The sequence below is a fragment of the Candidatus Sulfotelmatobacter sp. genome (genome assembly GCA_035498555.1).
Lineage (GTDB): Bacteria > Eisenbacteria > RBG-16-71-46 > RBG-16-71-46 > RBG-16-71-46 > DATKAB01.
Window position 1 is genome coordinate 1 of sequence record DATKAB010000166.1, and the last position, 20,142, is coordinate 20,142.

16 protein-coding genes are annotated in these 20,142 nt (G+C 70.1%); 13 read left to right on the forward strand and 3 right to left on the reverse strand.

The features are described 5' to 3' along the window. The first annotated feature begins 228 nt into the window (after positions 1-228). The 9 genes from VMJ70_13335 to VMJ70_13375 all read left to right on the forward strand — a co-directional run bounded on the left by VMJ70_13335 (position 229) and on the right by VMJ70_13375 (position 11,535). A complete protein-coding gene (locus tag VMJ70_13335; GenBank protein HTO92109.1) occupies positions 229-1,620 on the forward strand; it encodes a cystathionine beta-synthase in 1,392 nt (463 codons plus the stop codon). Continuing rightward, positions 1,620-2,795 carry a PLP-dependent aspartate aminotransferase family protein gene (locus VMJ70_13340; protein HTO92110.1) on the forward strand — a complete coding sequence of 392 codons (1,176 nt, stop codon included), beginning with the start codon at positions 1,620-1,622 and terminating at the stop codon, positions 2,793-2,795. The genes VMJ70_13335 and VMJ70_13340 overlap by 1 nt, the downstream gene beginning before the upstream one ends. Before the next feature lie 302 nt (positions 2,796-3,097). Next, positions 3,098-3,292 (forward strand): hypothetical protein, encoded by a 195-nt coding sequence (locus VMJ70_13345; GenBank protein ID HTO92111.1) that lies wholly within the window; start codon positions 3,098-3,100, stop codon positions 3,290-3,292. 196 nt (positions 3,293-3,488) lie between these two features. After that, positions 3,489-4,532: a DUF4097 family beta strand repeat-containing protein gene (locus VMJ70_13350; protein HTO92112.1), complete on the forward strand. Its 1,044-nt coding sequence runs from the start codon at positions 3,489-3,491 to the stop codon at positions 4,530-4,532. Then, positions 4,529-5,953: a polymer-forming cytoskeletal protein gene (locus VMJ70_13355; GenBank protein HTO92113.1), complete on the forward strand. Its 1,425-nt coding sequence runs from the start codon at positions 4,529-4,531 to the stop codon at positions 5,951-5,953. Before VMJ70_13350 ends, VMJ70_13355 begins: the two co-directional genes overlap by 4 nt. 86 nt (positions 5,954-6,039) lie before the next feature. Further along, positions 6,040-6,582 (forward strand): VTT domain-containing protein, encoded by a 543-nt coding sequence (locus VMJ70_13360; GenBank protein ID HTO92114.1) that lies wholly within the window; start codon positions 6,040-6,042, stop codon positions 6,580-6,582. Beyond that, positions 6,579-8,588: a hydantoinase/oxoprolinase family protein gene (locus tag VMJ70_13365; GenBank protein ID HTO92115.1), complete on the forward strand. Its 2,010-nt coding sequence runs from the start codon at positions 6,579-6,581 to the stop codon at positions 8,586-8,588. Before VMJ70_13360 ends, VMJ70_13365 begins: the two co-directional genes overlap by 4 nt. Further along, positions 8,585-10,186 (forward strand): hydantoinase B/oxoprolinase family protein, encoded by a 1,602-nt coding sequence (locus VMJ70_13370; GenBank protein HTO92116.1) that lies wholly within the window; start codon positions 8,585-8,587, stop codon positions 10,184-10,186. Before VMJ70_13365 ends, VMJ70_13370 begins: the two co-directional genes overlap by 4 nt. Positions 10,187-10,245: 59 nt before the next feature. After that, positions 10,246-11,535 carry a hypothetical protein gene (locus VMJ70_13375; protein HTO92117.1) on the forward strand — a complete coding sequence of 430 codons (1,290 nt, stop codon included), beginning with the start codon at positions 10,246-10,248 and terminating at the stop codon, positions 11,533-11,535. 44 nt (positions 11,536-11,579) lie between these two features. Here VMJ70_13375 and VMJ70_13380 read toward each other — a convergent pair whose 3' ends face one another. Then, positions 11,580-13,013: a glycoside hydrolase family 3 N-terminal domain-containing protein gene (locus tag VMJ70_13380; GenBank protein ID HTO92118.1), complete on the reverse strand. Its 1,434-nt coding sequence runs from the start codon at positions 13,011-13,013 to the stop codon at positions 11,580-11,582. A gap of 168 nt (positions 13,014-13,181) precedes the next feature. Between VMJ70_13380 and VMJ70_13385 the strand changes: the two genes are divergently transcribed. Together VMJ70_13385 and VMJ70_13390 are read left to right on the forward strand one after the other, a co-directional pair. Next, positions 13,182-14,357, forward strand: a complete 1,176-nt coding sequence (locus VMJ70_13385) for an aminotransferase class I/II-fold pyridoxal phosphate-dependent enzyme (protein HTO92119.1) — start codon at positions 13,182-13,184, stop codon at positions 14,355-14,357. A 21-nt stretch (positions 14,358-14,378) separates the two neighbouring features. After that, a complete protein-coding gene (locus VMJ70_13390) occupies positions 14,379-16,049 on the forward strand; it encodes a S41 family peptidase (GenBank protein ID HTO92120.1) in 1,671 nt (556 codons plus the stop codon). A 56-nt stretch (positions 16,050-16,105) separates the two neighbouring features. Here the strand turns inward: VMJ70_13390 and VMJ70_13395 are convergent, their stop codons facing one another. Together VMJ70_13395 and VMJ70_13400 are read right to left on the reverse strand one after the other, a co-directional pair. Further along, on the reverse strand, positions 16,106-16,915 hold the full coding sequence (locus tag VMJ70_13395; protein ID HTO92121.1) for an SAM-dependent chlorinase/fluorinase: 810 nt from the start codon (positions 16,913-16,915) through the stop codon (positions 16,106-16,108). Further along, positions 16,912-18,042, reverse strand: coding sequence for a glycosyltransferase family 9 protein (locus VMJ70_13400; GenBank protein ID HTO92122.1), 1,131 nt, complete (start codon positions 18,040-18,042; stop codon positions 16,912-16,914). Before VMJ70_13400 ends, VMJ70_13395 begins: the two co-directional genes overlap by 4 nt. Positions 18,043-18,156: 114 nt before the next feature. Here VMJ70_13400 and VMJ70_13405 point away from each other — a divergent pair, with 114 nt between their 5' ends. Then, positions 18,157-19,362: an aminotransferase class I/II-fold pyridoxal phosphate-dependent enzyme gene (locus VMJ70_13405; protein ID HTO92123.1), complete on the forward strand. Its 1,206-nt coding sequence runs from the start codon at positions 18,157-18,159 to the stop codon at positions 19,360-19,362. A gap of 105 nt (positions 19,363-19,467) precedes the next feature. After that, positions 19,468-20,121: a tetratricopeptide repeat protein gene (locus VMJ70_13410; GenBank protein HTO92124.1), complete on the forward strand. Its 654-nt coding sequence runs from the start codon at positions 19,468-19,470 to the stop codon at positions 20,119-20,121. Positions 20,122-20,142 lie beyond the last annotated feature (21 nt).

Genomic DNA, 20,142 nt, shown 5'->3' on the forward strand with positions numbered 1-20,142 from the left:
CAGCGCCAGCCGATCCCGCTAGTGCGGTGGTGGCAACAGGATGGGTTGGGGCAGAATGGGGGCGAGAAGCGACCCGCTGGCGACATGCAGGGTCAGTCCCTGCACGTCCTGCACCATCACCAATCTTCGGAGCATGACCGAAGGCTTGACGATCTCCGAGGCGCTGCCTAACCTCCCCAGCGCCTCGTTTCATTCCATCCGCCCTCGCCCCGAAGGAGTGGGTTCCCCGTGAGCAGCGTTCTCGACGGTCTCGAGTACCACGAGACGGTGCTGAGCCTCGTTGGGCGCACGCCCCTGGTCCGCATTCGCAAGCTCGCGGCAGACTGTCCGGCGCCGGTGCTCGCCAAGCTCGAATACTTCAATCCCGGCGGGAGCGTGAAGGACCGGATTGGCCTGGCGATGGTGGAGGCGGCGGTGCGCGAGGGGCGACTCCTGCCCGGCGGCACGATCGTCGAGTGCACGTCGGGAAACACCGGGCTTGGCCTCGCGATGGTGGCGGCGGTGCTCGGATATCGCGCCGTGTTCTGCATGCCGGACAAGGTGTCGAGCGAAAAGGTCAACCTGCTCAAGGCGTTCGGCGCCGAGGTGCTCCTGAGCCCGACCGCGGTGGCGCCAGATTCTCCCGAGTCCTACTACTCGGTCGCGAAGCGAGTGGCGGCCGAGCGCACCGGCGCCTGCCTCATGAACCAGTACTACAATCCCGCCAACCCCCTTGCGCACTACCAGTCGACGGGTCCCGAGATCTGGGAGCAGACCCGTGGCCGCGTCACGCACTTCGTGGCGGGAATGGGAACGGGCGGCACGATCTCGGGCACCGGCAGGTACCTGAAAGAAAAGAACGCCGGTGTGCAGGTGGTGGGCGCCGATCCGGTGGGGTCGATCCTCAGGCACTACAAGGAGACCGGCAAGATCACTGAGGCCCACCCCTACAAGATCGAGGGGGTCGGCGAGGACTTCATTCCCGGCGCGACCGACTTCAAGGTCGTGGATCGAATCCTCTCGTGCAGCGACCGCGACGGCCTGAACACCGCGCGCCGGCTGGCGCGGGAGGAGGCGATCTTCGTCGGCGGTTCCTCGGGCATGGCGGCCTGGGTCGCCTTCCAGGTCGCGCGCGCGCTGACACCCAACGATCTGGTGGTGGTGCTGCTCCCCGACACCGGTGAGCGCTACCTGACCAAGGTCCACAGCGACGAGTGGATGCGCGACAACCACCTGCTCGATCCCGAGATCACGCGGGTTCACGAGGTGCTCGGGACCAAGGGACGGAAGCTGCCGAGGCTGCTCTCGGTGGAAGCCGACGAGCCGGTGCGGCGCGCGCTCCAGCTGGTCGAGCAGCACGACATCACCCAGATTCCGGTGTTTCGAAAGGGGCAGCTGGTGGGCACGGTATTCGACAACGAGCTGCTGAAACGTGTCCTCGAGAACTCGCAGGTGCTCGATCAGCAGGTGGCAACGCTGATGGGCGAGCCGCTACCGGTGGTGGACGCCGGCGAGCCGGTCAGCCACGTGACCAACCTGCTCACCTCGCGTACGCCGGCGGTGCTGATTCGCGAGGACGGCCATGTCAAAGGCATTCTGACCCGCTTCGACATGCTCCAGTTCATCGCGGGGAACGAGTAATGGGCGGCGAACGCTCGCTGTCGCCCAATGCCGGCATCGGCACCCGCGCGATTCACGCCGGCCAGGAACCCGATCCGACCACCGGCGCGGTGACGGTGCCGATCTACCAGACCTCGACCTACGCTCAGGAAGCGCTGGGCAAGAACAAGGGCTTCGAATACGCGCGCGGGCACAACGCCACGCGCTTCGCGCTCGAGCGGAATCTCGCCTCCCTGGAAGGCGGCCGCCACGGACTGTGCTTCTCGTCGGGCCTCGGCGCCACCAACACGCTCATGCAGACGCTCTCTTCGGGCGACCACGTGGTGGCGGGGAACAATCTCTACGGTGGCACCTATCGCATGTTCGAACGGGTGTTCCGCCGCTTCGGCCTCGAGTTCACCTACGTGAACGGCGCCCGGGCCGAGGAAGTCGAGCAGGCCTTCACGCCTCGCACGCGGCTGGTGTTCGTCGAGACGCCCACCAATCCGATGATGGCGCTGACCGACATCGCGGCGGTCGCCGCGATCGCGCACCGCCATGGCGCGAAGCTGGTGGTCGACAACACGTTCATGACGCCGTTCTTCCAGCGGCCGCTCGAGCTGGGGGCCGATGTGGTGATGCATTCGGTCACCAAGTATCTGAACGGGCACAGCGACATGATCGGGGGGGCGCTGATCACCAATGACGAGGCCCTCCACGAGCAGCTCCGCTTCCTGCAGAACGCGTCGGGAGCGGTGCCGGGGCCGATGGACTCCTGGCTCGCTCTGCGCGGCACCAAGACCCTGGCGGTTCGCATGAAGCGCCACGAGGAAAACGCTCGCGAGCTGGCCGAGTTCATGACCACGCAGAAAGCGGTCAGCGCCGTGTTCTATCCGGGACTCCGCTCGCACCCCCAGTATGAGCTGGCCCGAAGGCAGGCCTCGGGGTTCGGCGGCATGATCTCCTTCATCGCCGGCGACGGCTCACTCGAGTCGGGCCGGCGGGTCTTCGATCGGTTCACGCTCTTCACGCGCGCCGAGAGTCTCGGGGGCGTGGAGAGCTTGGTGTGCCACCCGGCCTCGATGACGCACGCCTCTGTGCCGCGCGAGACCCGGCTGGCGATGGGCTTCGCGGACGGCCTGCTGAGGCTTTCGGTGGGTATCGAGGACCTCGTCGATCTCAGGGCCGACCTGGATCATGCGCTCCAATGCGTTTGATTCCTTGGGCTTGCGAGTGCTGACCCAGCTCCGCTCGGGACCCCGATGCGGGTTGACAAGCCGGGGAGGCATCCCTAGTCTTCCGGCGCTTCGACTGTGAGTACTCCCGATCCTCCGGCGCGAAGCCACCGTGGGGGCTTTGAGTATTCAACCCTTCCGTTCGACATGAGCAGGGACGCTGCCGGCCCCAACACCGCTCCTGAGTGGTGTTTTTTTCTGTCATCGAGTCCACATCAATGAATCGGGTCGCCTGGGAACGACTACTTAAGATTCCCGGGCGGCGTGACCGAGAGGAGGTGAATGTGAAAGACATGCGCAAGATGTCCGCTCTGGTGATGGCCTCCCTGTTGGCCCTCGCCCTCGCCTTCATGGTCGCGAGTTGCGGCAAGAAGGCCGAACAGACGCCGGCTACCTCGGAGTCCTCGACGAGCTCAATGCCGTCCGACAGCACGATGCACTCCGACTCGGCTATGGCCGACACTTCCATGCATCACTGATCGACGGCCGGGGCGACCTGGACGTGTGTCATCGGGAGGGGAGCGCCTGCAAAGGACGCTCCCCGTCCTGTTTGAGCCGATTCGCTCAGCTTCGATTTTGGCCGGATCGCGCAACCCCAGGCGCCTGGTTGCCGTAAGGGGAGGCAGCCCAGGGAGGACGGAGCCGGTGTTTGGAATCACGCGAATTCTGCCCCTCATGCTGCTGTTGGCGAGCGCCCCGAGCGCGGCGCTGGCCGGCGATCTGCGCGAGCAGAGTTCGCTGGACGTTGGCACCGCCGGGCTGACCGCGGTCCGAGTCCTCAATGCGCGCGGTCAGGTGGTGCTCTCGCCGAGCAACGACGGGCGGCTCCATCTCACCGCCCTGAAGCTGGTTCGCGGCAATTCGAAGTCCGAAATGGCGCGCCTGGCGGACCAGATGCGGGTGGACACCCGCACGGACAACGGTCAGTTCGTGGTCGAAGTCCACTATCCTTCGTCCCAATCGATTCGAATCGGTTTCTGGGACCTGTTCTCCGACTTCGAGATTCCGAGCGCGGAGATTCGCCTCGGGCTGGAGGTGCCGGCGAGCCTCGAGGTACAGGTGCGCTGCGCGAGCGGCGACATCTCCTCGCGAGAACTCGGGAGCCGGCAGACGCTCGAGAGCACCAGCGGGGACATCCAGGTGGATGCTCCGGGCGCCGCCGTGGCCCTCACCAGCACCAGTGGCGACGTCACCGGCGATGATCTGAGAGCGTCGAAGATTCGCACCGTGAGCGGCGACGTCCAGATCCGCGGCATTCGCGGGCCGCTCGATGCGCATTCGACCAGCGGCGACATCTCGGTGCGTGACGCCGCTGACTCGATCCTGATCGGCACCGTGAGCGGCGACGTCGACGTGAACCAGGCGCCGCGAGGCCTCGAGGTCGGCACCACCACCGGACACGTGGTGGCGGATCGCGTAGCCTCTCGCGCCACGGTCGCGGCCTCGAGCGGCGACGTCGAGCTCACCCTGGCCGCGCCGCTCTCGCGGGCCCAGGTCACGACCAGCAGCGGCGACATCCACGTGGCGCTGGGTCCGGGGGTCGGCGGTCAGATCGAGCTTCGCACCTCGAACGGCTCGCTCGAGACGCGCGCCGAAATCCAGGCCGGGTCGCTCTCGCGCCGCGTCATCACCGGACGCGTCGGGCAGGGCTCGGCCGTCATTCAGCTTCGCAGCGCTTCAGGCGATATCCATCTCTCCACGGGAGGCCGAGAATCATGAGAGCACGCGCCACGCAAGTCCTGCTGGGCGTCACCTGCCTGTTGGGGGCCGCTGCGGCGGCCTTCGAGGGTTCGGCCCAGATGCGGGCGGCGTCCCTCGACCGGCTGACCCGGGCCCTGGTCGCGGTTCAGGAGTGGGTTGCCTCTCCGGCCCGGGCCGACGAGATGAAGTTCACGCCGCTGCCCCCCGAGAGTTCCTCTTCGCTCGAGCACTCCGGCCGCCGCGCGAGCCGCGGACACGCTTCGAGCGGCGAGGCCGCACCGGTGCCGCCGACTGCGCCGGCTCCGCCGACTCCTCCCAGCCCGCCCACCGTCATCGTCGGAAAGTCCGGCGACATCATGCGGGTGGGCTCCGACATCGAGATCGGGCGCGATGAGGTGGTCACCGGCGACGTGCTGGCGGTGGGCGGCGATCTTCGCGTGCAGGGACATGTCGAGGGCAACGCGGTGTCGGTGGGGGGAGACATCTATCTCGACTCCACCGCGCGCGTGGACGGCGACGTCGTCTGCATGGGCGGCGAGCTGCACGAGGACCCGGGCGCGGTGGTGAGCGGCAAGCGCGTGGTCGGGCTCGGCCGCAATCGCGAGCGCATTCTCTCCGCGCCCCTGCGGCATCGCACTTTCGACGTGGACGTCGAGCGCGGCAATCGCGTCGCCCGTTCGCTGGCGTGGCTGCTGATCTGGCTGCTGCTGGGCTGGGTCGTGGTCAAGATCACGCCGGGGCGCACTCAGGCGGCGGTGGATTCGTTCCGGCAGTCGGGCGGAGGCGCGTTCCTGGTGGGCTGGCTGGCGGTCGTGCTGCTGATCCCGGGTCTGATCGCGGTAGCGCTGCTGACGGCGCTGCTCTGCATCACCATCATCGGCATCCCGCTCGGCATCGCGCTGCTGTTCGCCTACTTCCTGCTGGTCGCCGTGTTCGGCGTCTGGGGCGGAGTGGTGGGTGCCGCGGTGCTCGGCGAGCGCCTGGCGGTGCGACAGGGGCAGATGCATCCGACGCTGATGCGCGCGACCATGATCGGCGTCCTCTCGCTCGGCGGCGCCCTGTTCGTCGCCTCGGTCATGAAGGCGATCCATTTCATCCCGCTGTTCTCGGGATTCGGGCAGCTGTTCCACGTACTGCTGATCGTCTTCACCATTCTGGTGGGCGTCACGGGCTGGGGCGCGCTGCTTCGCTCCGAATTCACGACCGGCCCGATCGCCCGCTGGTGGCATGGCCGCCGCGGCCCCGCGGTCGGTCCAGGGCCCGGCTCGCCGGCGCCCGCGCCCCCCGGTCCCTACGCGCCTCCACCCGGTCCGGCCGGCACGGTGGTGACGACGCTCGATACGGCGCCGCCGCCACCCCCGCCGCCGCCATCGCCGCCTGAATCCTTCATGCCTCCCCGGCCGCCGCGCGAGCCGGAGCCGCCGGCTCCCGCGATCTAGCTCCGGCTCGGGAGCTCCGAGCGCTGGTAGGATGCGGCGCCCTCATTCGAGACGAGGGCGCCGTGATCTCTTCGGAGAGGATCCGCGTGTCCGTCGACAGCCTGTGGATGCTGTGCCTCTTGCTGTTCGTGGACGGCGCCACGTTCGCATTCGCCACCACGCCGCTCCTGCTCGAGTACGGCAAGCGACAACCGGCCTGGACGGTGGCGACTTTCGGCGGGCTCGCCAGCGCCGCGGGGAGCACGGTCCAGCTGCTGATCCTGCGCTGGATCCTGCACGAGAGCCAGCCGTGGATGCGGCGCTTCGCCCCGTCCAGGGAAAAGCTCGACGCCGCGCTCGCCCGGTATCCCTCCACGATGTTCCTGGCGTTGTTCTGGGCGCGGCTGACGCCGCTGCCCGACGCGCCGCTCAAGCTGGTGGCGGCCGCGATCGGCTACCCGGCGCTGCGTTACGGTCTGGCCGTCTATCTCGGCGCGATTCCCTACTACTTCGCGCTCGCTCTGGTCGGCCGGGCGGTGAAGATTCCGGGCTGGGTGCTGCTGGTCGCCGGGATCGCGCTCGGGCTCGGGGTGCTGGTGGACCGTCTGCGCAAGCGGCGGGCTCCTCCGGCGTCGCCGCCACCGGCATGAAGCCGCGCCGCACGCGCCGCCCGAAGCGCGCGGGGCCGGTGATCGCCGCCGGCGCGCGCGCACCCGAATGGATCGGCGTCGATACCGGCGGCACGTTCACCGATTTCGTTGCGCGAGTGGGCGGCCTGTGGCGCGCGCTCAAGCTGCCCTCCACCCCCGCGGCTCCGGAGCGTGCCGTGCTCGAGGGGCTCCTCCGCCTGGGCGCCGGATCGGGCACCCGCATTCGCCACGGTTCGACCGTGGCGACCAACACGCTGCTCGAGCGAAAGGGCGCGCGCGTCACCTTCGTCACCACCCGGGGATTCGAGGATCTGCTCGAGATCGGCCGCCAGGATCGGCCGCAGCTCTATGCGCTGCAGCCGCGCCGGGTCGCGCCGCTGGTCCCGGCCGAGCGCCGGATCGGCGCGCGTGAGCGCCTCGACCCCGCGGGCCGCGCGAAGCTCGCCCTCGGCCCGGCCGAGGCGCGGCGGGTGGCGCGAAGCGTGCGCCGGACGCGCCCCGAGGCGGTGGCGGTCGGGCTGCTCCACGCCTACGCCAGCGACCGGCACGAGCGGCGTCTCGCGCGCGCGCTCGAAACGCTCGGCCTGCCGGTGACGTATTCGGCGGCGCTCTGCCCCGAATTCCGCGAGTACGAGCGGTTCGCCACCACCGTCACCAACGCCTATCTGCTGCCGCGACTGTCGGGATACCTCGAGGCGCTGGCCCGCGGGACGCGGGCCGAGCTGGAGATCGTGCTCTCGCACGGCGGCACCGCGCCGCCGGCGGAGGCCGCGCGCGAACCGGTGCGGCAACTGCTCTCGGGACCGGCCGGCGGGCTCGCGGCGGCCGCGGTCGCGGCGCGGGACGCCGGCTTCGCGCGCGCGCTCACGCTCGACGTGGGAGGCACCTCCACCGACGTTGCCTATGTCGAGGGCGACGAGTTGCCGCGGCGGCGCTCGCGCGAGGTGGCTGGCTTCCCGGTGTTGCTGCCCATGCTCGACGTGCACACCGTGGGAGCGGGCGGCGGATCGATCGCGTCGGTGGACGCCGGTGGCCTGCCACGCGTCGGCCCGGAGAGCGCCGGCGCCGCCCCGGGCCCGGCGTGCTACGGGCGCGGCGGGCCGGCGACGGTCACCGACGCGCTGCTGATGCTGGGACGGATTCCGCTCCGCGCGCTCGGCGGCGGGGCGCTGCCGCTCGATCGCGAGGCCGCCGCTCGCGCGATCTCGCGATTCGGTCGAAGCATCGCGCGACCGCGTCGCGAGGAGGCGGCCTCGGCGATCCTCTCGCTCGCCGAAGCGCGCATGGCGGCGGCGCTCCGCGCGGTCTCGGTGGAGCGCGGGCACGATCCGCGCGGCGCGGCGCTGGTGGCCTTCGGCGGCGCGGGCGGACTCCATGCCTGCGCGCTGGCCGAGGCGCTCGAATGCGAGGCGGTGGTGTTCCCCGCGCACGCCGGCGTGCTCTCGGCGCTCGGCGCGCTGCTCGGCGGCTCGCGACGCGAGCGGAGCCGCAGCGTGCTGCTCGATGCGCGCGACCGTTCCGGGATCGCGCGCGAACTGCGGCGACTGCGCGGGCGGGTGCTCGGCGAGCTGCTGCGTCCCGATCGGCCGAGCGCGCGGGTCAGCGAATGGGCCGAAGTGCGGTATCGCGGCCAGTCGCACGAACTGACCCTGCCGGTCACCGGCGACCTGGTCGAGCGCTTTCATCGCGCGCACCAGCGGCGGTTTGGTTTCGCGGCGCGGCATCAGAGCGTCGAGGTGGTGACGCTCGAGGTGCGCGCGGCGGTGCCGGCGCGGCTCGGCGCGATTCGAAGCGCGAAGGGCGCGCCCGCGGGGCCGGCGAGCACGCATGCCTGGATCGGCGGCCGGGCGATCGTCGTGCCGGTGCACGATTTCGAGCGGCTTCCCCGGCGGCTGCGGGGGCCCTGCGTGGTGCTGCAGGAGGGTGCGACGCTGTGGGTGGCGCCGGCCTGGAGCGGCGAGCGACACCGGGCGGGCGCGCTGGTGCTGAGGCGAGGACGCCGATGAGGCACGATCCGGTTTCGCTCGCCCTCGACGCCGCGCTGTTCGCCGCCTGCGCGGACGAAATGGGGCTGGTGCTCCAGCGCTCGGCGCACTCTCCCAACATCAAGGAGCGGCTCGATTTCTCGTGCGCGGTGTTCGACGGCGCGGGCCGGCTGGTGGCCCAGGCCGCTCACATTCCCGTCCATCTCGGCAGCATGCCGACCGCGGCGCGCGCGGCGCTGGCGCTCGAGGGGCTTGGCGAGGGCGACACCGTGGTGCTCAACGATCCCTACGCCGGCGGCACGCACCTTCCGGACATCACGCTGGTGAGCCCGGTATTCCTCGGCGGGACTCGCCCCGAGTTCGTGGTGGCGAGCCGCGCGCATCACGCCGACGTGGGCGGCGCGGCGCCCGGGTCGATGCCGCTCGCGCGCGAGATCTACGAGGAAGGCCTCAGGATTCCGCCGCTGCGGCTCGAGCGCGGCGGCCGGCGGGTCGAGGAGGTATGGCGCCTGCTGCTCGCCAACGTGCGCACGCCGCATGAGCGCGCCGCCGATCTCGCTGCGCAACTCGGGGCGCAGCGCGCCGGAGCGCGGCGGCTCGCGGCCTTCGCCGCCGCGCGCGGCCGTACCGGCGTGGTGCGCGCCGCCGCCGCGGTGATGGATCACGGCGAGCGCGCCGCCGGGGCGGCGCTCGCGCGCCTGCCGCGCGGAACCTTCCGCTTCGAGGATGCGCTCGACGACGACGGGCTCGGGAATGGTCCGATCCGCATCGCGCTCGCACTGCGCCTCGACGGCTCGACGGCGCGCTTCGATTACCGCGGCTCGGCGCCGCAGACGCGGGGACCGGTCAACGCCGTGCTCCCGGTGACGCTGGCCGCCTCGACCTACGCGCTGCGTTGCGCGATCGGCGGCGAGCTCCCGGTGAACGACGGCCTGTTCCGCCGGATCGCGCTGGATGCGCCGCCTGGCTCGGTGGTGAACGCGCGACTGCCGGCCGCGGTCAGCGCCGGCAACGTCGAAACCTCGCAGCGCATCGTCGACGTGGCGCTGGGCGCGTTCGCGCGCGCGCTGCCCGACCGGATGCCGGCGGCGAGCAGCGGCACCATGAACAACCTGCTGATCGGCGGCTTCGACCCGCGGCGCGGCGTGCCGTTCGCCTACTACGAGACGCTGGGCGGCGGGCACGGCGGCGGACCGGCCGGACCGGGCGAGAGCGCGATGCAGGCGCACATGACCAACACGCGGAACACCCCGGTGGAAGCTCTCGAGCACGAATATCCGTTCGAGGTGGAGTGGACGCGCATTCGTCGCCGAAGTGGGGGCGCTGGTCGCTTCGCCGGAGGCGATGGGATCCATCGCGCAATCCGAGTGCGGGTTCCGGCGCGCGTCACGGTGATCTCCGAGCGGCGGGTCCGCGGCCCGTACGGCCTAGCCGGCGGCCAGCGGGGAGCGCCGGGCGAGAATCAGCTGTTCGATCCGGCGCAACCGCGCAGGCCGCGTCGAATGCCGGGCAAGTTCCAGATTGACGTTCCGGCGGGCGCGGTGCTAGCGGTGGCGAGTCCTGGGGGCGGAGGCTTCGGCCGGCCGCGTTCGATTCGGCGGAGGAAGCGCGCGAAATGAGCGGTTCATCGCGAATGCCCGGCGCGCCTCCCCGCAACAGTTCGGTTGGGGAGGAGCCCATGCGTCGTCCGATTCGCGCCGTTCCGCTGGTGCTGCTGATCGTGTCGGTGGTCGCGTTGCTCTCGACGCGCGGCGGGGAGAGCGTGCCGCTTTACGCGGCGCGCACCGGCCTGCTCTGCCAGAACTGTCATTTCGATCCCAACGGCGGCGGACCACGCAACGAATTCGGCTTCGCCTTCGCGAAGAATCGGCACTCGCTCGACGCCGACACCAGCGGGATGTGGAAAGATCTCTCGCTGGTCAATCGCGTCGGCGACAACTTCCCGCTCTATCTGGGGCTCAATCAGCGCTTCATGCTGATCGCCAACACCACGGTGAAGTCGGACTCGCTCGACCGCGCCGGGTTCTTCGACATGGAGAACGCCTTCTACCTGACCTTCGTGCCGCACGCGCGCCTGTCGCTGGTCTACTCGCGCGACGGCTTCGACGCCGGCTCGAGCACCAAGGACGCGTTCGGCCTGATCAGCGGTTTTCCGCTCAACGGATATCTCAAGGCCGGCCGCTTCCGTACGCCGTTCGGGCTGCGCCAGGACGATCACACCGTGGCGACACGCAACGGCTACCTGGACTTCTTCTTTCCTTCAGCGCCCTTCAATTATTCGGGGTCGGTGGACTCGCTCCGCAGTTCCTTCCTGCCCTACGACCCGCGCCAGCCGGACATGGGGCTGGAATACGGCGCCGAATGGCGGAGTTTCTTCGCGCGCGCCTCGTGGACCGACGGTGACTCGCATCCGCTTTACGGGCCGAGCTTCTACGCCGGCGCGAAGACCCTCAAGCTCGGCTACAACAACGCCTGGTCGCAGAGCGGGGTCTCGATCTACGATGACTTCCGCCGGCTGCCTCCGTCAGGCGGCGTCACCGAGGTGCAGCGCGCGACCCGCTGGGGCTACTACGGCATCGCTCATCGCCGGAACGTCGCGCTGCTCGGCGAAATCGGCGCGGGCACCGACGAGCTCACGCCGCCCACGGGGAAGGCCACCGGGCCGAAGCAGAATTCGCTGGCCTGGTACGCCGAAACCGACTACTGGCCGTGGAAGCAGGCGAACTTCCGCGCCCGCTACGATTACATGAGTCTCGATCGCGGAGCCGCGGACCCCTACATTCGCGATCTCAACACGCATACGCGGTATGCGCTCGAAGCCGATTGGGTGCCGGTGCCGTTCGCGGAGCTGCGTTTCGCCATGCGCTGGATCCATCACGACGCCGACCGATTCCGCAATTACTTCGGCTCGGCGGTGGCGATCAAGGACGAGACGCAGTCGTTCCTTCAGTTCCACTTCTCGTACTGACGGGTCTGCGCCTGGGCTCGGCCCTCGGGCGCGGCTCCGGGCCCTCAGCTCGAGCGACGCAAGCTCATCAATCGGCGCACCACGACGCGCCGCGTCAGCTCGGTCGCGTCGCTGGCCGAGAGGCGCACCGCGGCCTCGCTCGCCTCGTCGAGGAACGCGTCGTTCTGAAGCCCGACGATCACCGCCGGTCCGGCGCGCGCGGTGGCGCGGAACCGCTCGATCTCGGCGGGCGCGACCGGCACCCGGCTCGCCACCGCGATCAATTCGATCGCCGGCGCGCCTGCGTCCGTGGTGATCGGTTCGCGGGCTTCGCTCAACAGCTCGCGCAGCGTCGGCCCGCGCGCGAACTCGGGCTCGCGGACGCGCCACGGCAGCGAACGTGCCGGGTCGCGCAAGGCGCCGCGGACGATCAATCCGCGCTCGATCACGCCCTCGAGCCGTTCCCTCCAGTCGGGCGGCGTCAGCGATTCGAGTGGCCGGGAGAGCTCCTCGGCGCCGGGTTCCGGATGCGCGGCGTCGAAGCGCGCCAACCGTGGCCGGGCCGCGTCGAAGCCGGCGCGGTCGATGGCGCCGTCCACCAGCGCGTCGGCGAGCTCGAGTCGCGCGCGCCGTACGCCCTCGTCGTGGAACGCGAACAGCAACAGATCGCAGCCGGCGCCGAGCGCCAGTCGCCCGGCCTCGGCGGGCGTGTGGTTCTGTGACGCACCCTTCATCTCCAGCGCATCGGTGATGCACACCCCCTGAAAGCCGAGCCGCTCGCGCAGCAGCCGGGTGACCACGGCCGGCGAGAAGGTGCCGGGGGACTCGGCGTCGAGCGCCGGATAGACGACGTGGGCGGTCATGACGGCGTCGGCTTCGAGGTGGGCCCGGAACGGCGCCAGCTCGCGCGCCTCGAGGGTGGCGAGGTCGGCGCGGCAGAAGGGGAGCGCCAGGTGGGAATCCACCTCGGTGTCGCCGTGGCCGGGGAAATGCTTCAGACAGGAGGCGAGGCCGCCTTCGCGGAATCCCCGGAGCGCCTCGCCCACCGCCCGGGCGACGTCCTCGGGCCCCGAGCCGAACGCCCGCGCGCCGATCACGGGATTGCGCGGCTGGGAGTGTACGTCGGCGACCGGCGCGAAGTCCCAATCCACTCCCAGGGCGCGTAATCGGCGGGCGGTGACGGCGTGAACCTCGGCGATATCACCATCCCTCGCGCCGCGGGCGAGGAGGGCGGCGTTGGGAGGCACGAGCAGATGACCGTCGAGCTGCGAGACCCAGCCGCCTTCTTCGTCGATGCCGATCAGCAGCCGGCGCGGTCGGGCCAATCCGCGCAATCGTGTGGTGAGCCGGCGCAGGTCGTCGAGGTCGCGGAAGTCGCGGCGGAACACGATCACGCCCGCGGGAGGGAATGCCGAGAAGTCTCGCTCCCATCCCGGGGAGAGGCCGCCTTCCGGCAGGCCGATCACCATGCGGCGCGCGATGCCGCGCTGACCGTCCATGGCGCGCGAAGTTCCGACAGCCCGCCGGAAGTGTCAAAGCGCGGCGCCCGCGCGCCGGGTCCGGACCGCGCCGGGAGCGCCCGATCCCGCGCGGGTCGGCGGCGGCGCCGCGGGCGTGCAAAACGCCCGTTGGGACGAGCGGCCGGGCGGGGTAGACTCGATTCCCTCATGCGCGAACTCGTGTCCGAACGCAGCACGCGCTTCACCGAATCCGTGATCCGCGAGATGACCCGGCTCTGCCACCAGCACTCGGGGGTCAACCTGGCGCAGGGCTTCCCGGATTTCGCGGCGCCCGAGGCGCTCAAGCAGGCGGCGGCCGCGGCCCTTCACGCCGACGTCAATCAGTACGCGATCACCTGGGGGGCCAAGCGTCTGCGCGACGCGCTGGTGGCGAAGACCGAGCGCTTCACCGGGCTCCGCTACGAGCCCGAGACCGAAGTCACCATCTGCTGCGGCGCCACCGAGTGCATGGCCTCGACGATGCTCGCGCTCGTCAACCCGGGCGAAGAGGTGATCGTCTTCGAGCCGTTCTACGAGAACTACGGGCCGGACGCGATTCTGTGCGGCGCGTCCCCTCGCTTCGTGCGCCTGCGCGAGCCGGACTGGAGCTTCGACGGGGACGAGCTGGCGAAGGCGTTCTCCGATCGCACCAAAGCCATCATCATCAACACCCCCAACAACCCGACCGGCAAGGTGTTCACCCGTCCGGAGCTCGAGTTCATCGCCGCGCTCTGCCGGAAGTGGGACGTGATCGCCATCACCGACGAGATCTACGAGCACATCCTCTACGACGGCGCGCGGCACGTGAGCCTGGCGAGCCTGGAGGGGATGCGCGAGCGGACCGTGGTGATCAGCGGGGCGTCCAAGACCTACAGCGTCACCGGCTGGCGGCTCGGCTGGTGCCTGGCCCCGCCGGCATTGACCGGGGCGATCCGCAAGGTTCACGACTTCCTGACCGTCGGCGCCCCCGCGCCGCTTCAGGAGGCGGCCGCGGTCGCGCTAGAATTCCCTCACGCTTACTACGACGAGCTGGCGGCGGGCTACGTGAAGCGCCGGGACTACCTGGTGCCGGCGCTCGAGGCCGCCGGTTTCGCCGTGTTCCGGCCGCGCGGGGCCTACTACGTGATGACCGACATCTCGGGCTTCGGATTCCCGGACGACGTGGCCTTCGCGCGACACCTGGTCGCCGAAATCGGCGTCGCCGCGGTGCCCGGCTCGAGTTTCTATGCCGACCCGATCGCGGGCCGGCAGCGTCTAAGGTTTCAGTTCGCGCGGCGTCGGGAGACCCTCGAAGCCGCGGTCGAGCGGTTGAGCCGCATCAAGGCCCGCACTCTGGCGGGCTAGGACCTTCACCCGGGGATTTCCATGTCGTTCCTCCGTCGCACCAAGTTCGGACCGCCGCTGCTGGCCATGGCTCTCGCCCTTGCCCTGGGTTTTGGTCTCGCCCGCGCCCCTCAGGCGCGCGACGCCTTGCGCAACGCCGATGTCGCGGCTCCCGGGAACGATCTCAGCAGCCAGCTCGATCTGTTCCAGAACGTGCTGTACCTGGTCCAGAACCAGTACGTGGACGCCCCCGACAACGAGAAGCTCATCCGCGGCGCGATCGACGGCATGCTCAAGACCCTCGATCCGCACTCGCTCTACCTGCCGCCGCAGCGCGCCGAGCGCATGGACGAGGAGTTCCACGGCGAGTACAACGGGATCGGCGTTCAGTTCGAGATTCGCGACGGTCAGATCGTGGTGATCTCGCCGATGGAGGGCACCCCGTCCTATCGCCTCGGCATCCGGGCCGGCGACAAGATCGTCGAGATCGACGGCAAGCCGGTGCCCAAGACCGTCACCACCGACGACGTGTTCAAGGAGCTGCGCGGACCGGCCGGGAGCACCGTTCAGGTCTCGATCGATCGCGAGGGCGAGAGCGAGCTGCTCAAGTACACGATCGAGCGCGCCAAGATTCCGATCGAGAGCATTCCCTACTCGTTCATGATCCGTCCGGGCGTTGGCTACGTGCGTCCGATCCGCTTCGCGCAGACCACCGGCGAGGAGCTGGAAGACGCGATGATGAAGCTCAGGGCCCAGGGCATGAAGGAGCTGCTGATCGACCTGCGCTCGAATTCGGGCGGGCTGCTCTCGCAGGCGGTGGACGTGCTCGATCAGCTGGTGCCGCGTGACCGGCTGCTGGTCTACACCCGCGGGCGCACGCCCTCGGCCAACGCCGACTACCGCAGCAGCGGCCGCTACAAGAATTCCGACATGCCGGTGGTGGTGCTGATCGACCACGGCAGCGCCTCGGCGTCCGAGATCGTGGCCGGGGCGATCCAGGATCTGGATCGCGGTCTGGTCGCCGGCACCAACTCGTTCGGCAAGGGGCTGGTGCAGAACCAGTTCAAGCTCTCGGACGGCTCCAAGCTGCTGCTCACCATCGCGCACTACTACACACCCAGCGGGCGGCTGATCCAGCGCGACTACACCAAGTACGGCGACCGCGACGAGTACGCGCTCGATGCGCTCAAGGACGACGTGCCGTCCGACTCGGTGCTGGCGACGCGGCCGAAGTTCAAGACCGCGGCCGGACGCACGGTGTACGGCGGCGGCGGCATCTATCCGGACGTGGTGATCCACGATCCGCCGCTGCTCACGCGCCCGCAGGCCGACATGATCCAGAAGCGCGTGTTCTTCGAGTACGCCACCCACTACGTCTCGCAGCACAAGGATCAGAAGTGGAATGCCGATTCGTTCGGCAAGGACTTCAAGCTGAGCGACGACGAGTGGGGATCGCTCCACAAGATCATGGACAACCGCAAGGTCGCGCTCACCGATTCGATCTGGACCGCGGACCGCCCGTTCATGCTGTGGCAGGTGCGCTCGGAGCTGGCCAGCGCGGCGCTCGGCCCGCAGGAGCGCTACCGCGTGATCTGCGAGCAGGACGACCAGCTCACCTCGGCGCTCGATCTGTTCCCGCGCGCCAGCAAGCTGCTGAGCCAGGCGGTGGAGACGCCGGCGGCGGCGGCGACCACGAAGAAGGCGCATCCCTAGGAAATGAGCCGGGTGCTCCGTGCCCAGAGAGGCCGGGGCACCCGGGACTTCGGGGTCTAGGCGCTCGAGCCGGCGCGCGTGATCAGCACCGGATCGCCGGTGCCCGCCCCCAGCCGCGATGCGGCGTGGCCGCTCACCTGCGCCACCTCGAGCCTCCCACTGGAACCGATCAGCGCCACCAGCGACCCCACCGGCGAATCGCCGTAGGAGCGACTCAGCCCGCGCAGGCGGCGACCACACAGCTCGATCTCCAGCTGGGTGTCCGGCACGCCGGGAAACGCGCCGGCGATCAGCTCGGCGCTCACGTTGGTGAGCGCGTTGCCGAAACGATCCACGCGCATGACCTGGCCGCGAATCCCTCCGGCCTCGAGCCGCGGCGCGGGGCGCGCGATCCGCACCGGATCGGCGACCGGAGGTCCCAGCGAATCGAACGTGGCGCCGCTCGCCAGGTGGGCGGCGACCGGGCCGAACACGTCCCGGCCGTGAAAGGTGCGGCTCACCGGCTCGCGAAAGAAACGTCGCTCGGCGAGCGAGCGGATTTCGGCCGCGGGATCCGAGAGCGCCCAGTCGAGCACGCCGTTGTCGGGGCCGACGAAGCACTGTCCGCGCGCGCGCGCGGCGAGCCCGCGGCGCGCGGTCCCCACGCCGGGATCCACCACCGCCACGTGAATGGTGCCGGGCGCGAAGTCGGGCGCCGCGGCTTCGAGCACGAACGAGGCGCGCGCCACGTCGCCCGGGGGGATCGCGTGCGTCAGATCCACCACGCGCGCTTCGGGGCAGACCTCGAGGATCGCCCCGTGCACGGCGCCCACGAACCAGTCCTCGAGCCCGAAGTCCGAGAGGAAGGTGATGATCGGAACCTTCACCTTCGTCCGCCCGCCGCCTTGATCGGTTTTCCCGTCGCGCGGGCGGGCGGCGAAAGCGCCGGCACCTCGACGTGCCCGTCGAGCATCGCCGAAAGGATTTCCCAGGCGCCGCTGGGCGACAGGCGGCGAAGGCAGCGCAGGTCGCTGCACAGGTCGCGATCGCACGGACTGCATTCGACGCGCGCGTAGTAGGCGCGATGTCCCGCGGATTCGGCGTAGGGAAAGAACATCGCCGGCCGATTGCGCGACAGGATTCCCAGCGTCGGCGTGCCGGCGGCGACCGCGGTGTGCAGCGGGCCGCTGTCGCCGCTGACGAACGCCCGGCACAGCGACTGGAGCGCCACCACTCGCGCCAGCGGCCAGCCGGTGATGGCGCGGGCGCGCGGGCCCAGGGCATGGGCCAGCTCGAGCGCCTCGCGCTCGTCGCTCGGCCCGGCGGTGATCAGCGCGAAGCCGCGCTCGTGCGCGGACAGGAACGCGCCGGCCAGCTCCGCGTAGTTGGCGGGTCCCCAGCGCCGGGTCGGCCAGCGCGCCCCGGGATGGAAGCCGACCTTCATGGTGTCGTCCGGCACTCCCAGTTCGCGCAACGCGGCGCGAGCCTCGTCGCGGCGCGCTTCGCTCACCATCAGGCGCGGCGCTGGCGCCGGCGCGCTCACCGCGCGCCCGCTCGACCAGGGCGCCTCGGGAGCGCCCCATCCCAGCGCTTCGAGCGAGGCGAGATGGAAGCCGATCGCCGAGAGCGTGCGTGGCTGGGAGAAGTGGGTGTAGAGCGAGGAGCGCCAGCCCTTGTGGGCATACCCGACGCGAACCCGCCCTCCCGAGAGCCACGACCACAGCGCCGTGCGCGGGTTGCAGAACAGATCGAGCACCACCTCGGGCGCGAATCGCCGCAGCCGGCGCACCAGGCCGGCGGTCTCGATCAGGCTCGGGGATCGGCGCACGACGATCAGTTCGTCCACGCGCGAATCGCCTTCCAGCAGCGGCGCCGATTCGCGCTCGACGAGGTAGGCGATCTGCGACTGCGGGCAAGCGTTGCGCACCGCGTCCAGCAGCGGCAGCGTGAGGCAGACGTCGCCGATGAAGCGCGGTCTCAGCAGCAGCACGCGGCGCACGGCCTGCGCGTCCACAGCGCGGATCGGCGTCGTGGTCGGGGCGGAGTTAGAATGCTCGTGTGGCATTCTCGAGCAGCCTAGAGCAGCCGGAGCGCCCTGCCAACCGGATCCAATCGCGAGGGACCGAACGTGACCGCCGAATCCCGCAATCGCCCGCCGAAAGGGACCAACTCACGCGCCGTCCACGGCCCGCATCACACTCCGGCGGGCCCGATGAGCTCGCCGATCGTGCATTCGGCGACCTTCAGCTTCGCTTCGACCGAAGCCATGCTGTCGGAGCGCGAGCGCGGGCCGGCCGGGGCCTTCTACCAGCGCGAGGGACACCCGACGCTGCGCGCCTGCGAGGAGCGGCTGGCTCAGCTCGAGGGGGCCGAGGAGGCGCTGCTGTTCTCGTCGGGCATGGCGGCGCTGTGGTGCCTGTTCCTGTCGGCCCTGGAGGCCGGCGACCACATCGTGGCGGTCGAGCAGTGCTATGGCGGCACGCACACCCTGCTCGAGTGGGGCGCCGAGCGCCTCGGCTGGACCTACGATCTGGTCGACGTCCGGAAGCCCGAAAGCTGGGTGGACGCCTTCCGTGACCGCACGCGCCTCTTCCATGTCGAGACGCCCACCAATCCGACCCTTCAGATCGTGGATCTGCAGCAGGCCGCCGAGCTCGCGCACCAGCACGGCGCGAAGCTGACCGTGGACGGCACGGTCGCTTCGCCGGTCGGCCAGCACCCGCTCGCGCACGGCGCGGATTTCGTGATGCACAGCGCGACCAAGGCGATCGGTGGTCACAGCGATCTGCTGGCCGGCGTGGTGATGGGCCCGGCGCTGGCGATGAAGAAGGTGTGGGAGGTGCGCAAGGTGTTCGGACCGGTGCCCGACCCCGGCATGGCGTGGCTGATCGAGCGCAGCCTGAAGACCCTGCCGTTGCGACTCGAGGCCATGAACGGCGGCGCGCTCGAGATCGCGGTGCGGCTGGAGACCCACCCGGCGGTGGCGCGCGTGTTCTATCCCGGGCTCATCCATCACCCGCACCACGAGGTGGCGCGGCGTCAGATGGTGCTCGGCTTCGGCCCGCTGGTCTCGTTCGACGTGCGCGGCGGACTCGAGGCCGCGCGGACCGTGGCCCAGGGGCTCCGCCTGTTCCGCCTCGGCCCGAGCCTCGGCGGCGTCGAATCGCTGGCCTCGATGCCGGCCGACACGTCCCACCGGCAACTCAGTCCCGGAGCTCGCGCCAGCGCCGGAATCCCCGAGGGCTGCGTGCGGCTTTCGATCGGGCTCGAAGAGGTCGAGGACCTGTGGGCGGATCTCGAAGCGGCATTGAGCCAGGTGAGCTCGAGGGTCTAGGCGAGACTGCGGATTCCGCCTGACCGAGCGCTTACATGCCGCCCGCCCGGCCGTGCTATCCTCACCGGCCGTTTGAACATCGAGGCATTCGAGGAGGGTTACGTGATGCGTCGCGCTTCGCTTCCCGCGCTGTTCATCCCGCTGTTCGTCCTGACCCTGAGCGCCGGGCTCGCCGGGGCCGCGAAGGCGCCGGCCGGCGGCTCGAACCCGCCCCCCGGACAGACGCCGGCGGTGGTCGACAGCCTGGGTCTGCTCGAGCGCGCGGTGGCGAAGGACTCCTCCAAGTTCGACAATCTCTACAAGCTCGGCGTGATGTACCTCGACCGCGACAAGTCGGTCGAGGCGGTGAAGGTGTTCACCAAGGCGGTGACGCTGCGCCCCCATGACGTGAAGGCCCTGGTCAACCTCGGCGCGGCGCAGGACGCCGCCGGGCACGCCGAGATGGCGCAGGGCTACTACCGTCAGGCCCTGAAGTCGGCGCCTGGCGACTCGGTGGCGATGTGCCGGCTGGCCTCGTCGCTATACGCCTCGGCCAAGACCGCCGAGGCGGTAGACCTGCTTCGGCAGGTCATCAAGAACAAGCCCAACTCCTACTGCGCCTACTTCACGCTGGGCGTGGCGTTCGCCGACGCCGGCATCTATCGCGACGCGATTCGCATGTGGAGGAAGGTGATCGCGCTCGCGCCGCAGTCGCCCGAGGCGGTGAGCGCGACCGAGAGCATCGAGGTCCTCGAGCGCTACGTGAAGTCCACGCAGTGAAGCGGCGACCGCCGAGCGCCT

Coding starts and splice junctions, on each gene's coding strand:
- VMJ70_13340 (HTO92110.1), top strand. CDS start 1,620: ATGGGCGGCGAACGCTCGCTGTCGCCCAATGCCGGCATCGGCACCCGC.
- VMJ70_13350 (HTO92112.1), top strand. CDS start 3,489: ATGCTGCTGTTGGCGAGCGCCCCGAGCGCGGCGCTGGCCGGCGATCTG.
- VMJ70_13355 (HTO92113.1), top strand. CDS start 4,529: ATGAGAGCACGCGCCACGCAAGTCCTGCTGGGCGTCACCTGCCTGTTG.
- VMJ70_13365 (HTO92115.1), top strand. CDS start 6,579: ATGAAGCCGCGCCGCACGCGCCGCCCGAAGCGCGCGGGGCCGGTGATC.
- VMJ70_13370 (HTO92116.1), top strand. CDS start 8,585: ATGAGGCACGATCCGGTTTCGCTCGCCCTCGACGCCGCGCTGTTCGCC.
- VMJ70_13375 (HTO92117.1), top strand. CDS start 10,246: ATGCGTCGTCCGATTCGCGCCGTTCCGCTGGTGCTGCTGATCGTGTCG.
- VMJ70_13380 (HTO92118.1), bottom strand. CDS start 13,013: ATGGACGGTCAGCGCGGCATCGCGCGCCGCATGGTGATCGGCCTGCCG.
- VMJ70_13385 (HTO92119.1), top strand. CDS start 13,182: ATGCGCGAACTCGTGTCCGAACGCAGCACGCGCTTCACCGAATCCGTG.
- VMJ70_13390 (HTO92120.1), top strand. CDS start 14,379: ATGTCGTTCCTCCGTCGCACCAAGTTCGGACCGCCGCTGCTGGCCATG.
- VMJ70_13410 (HTO92124.1), top strand. CDS start 19,468: ATGCGTCGCGCTTCGCTTCCCGCGCTGTTCATCCCGCTGTTCGTCCTG.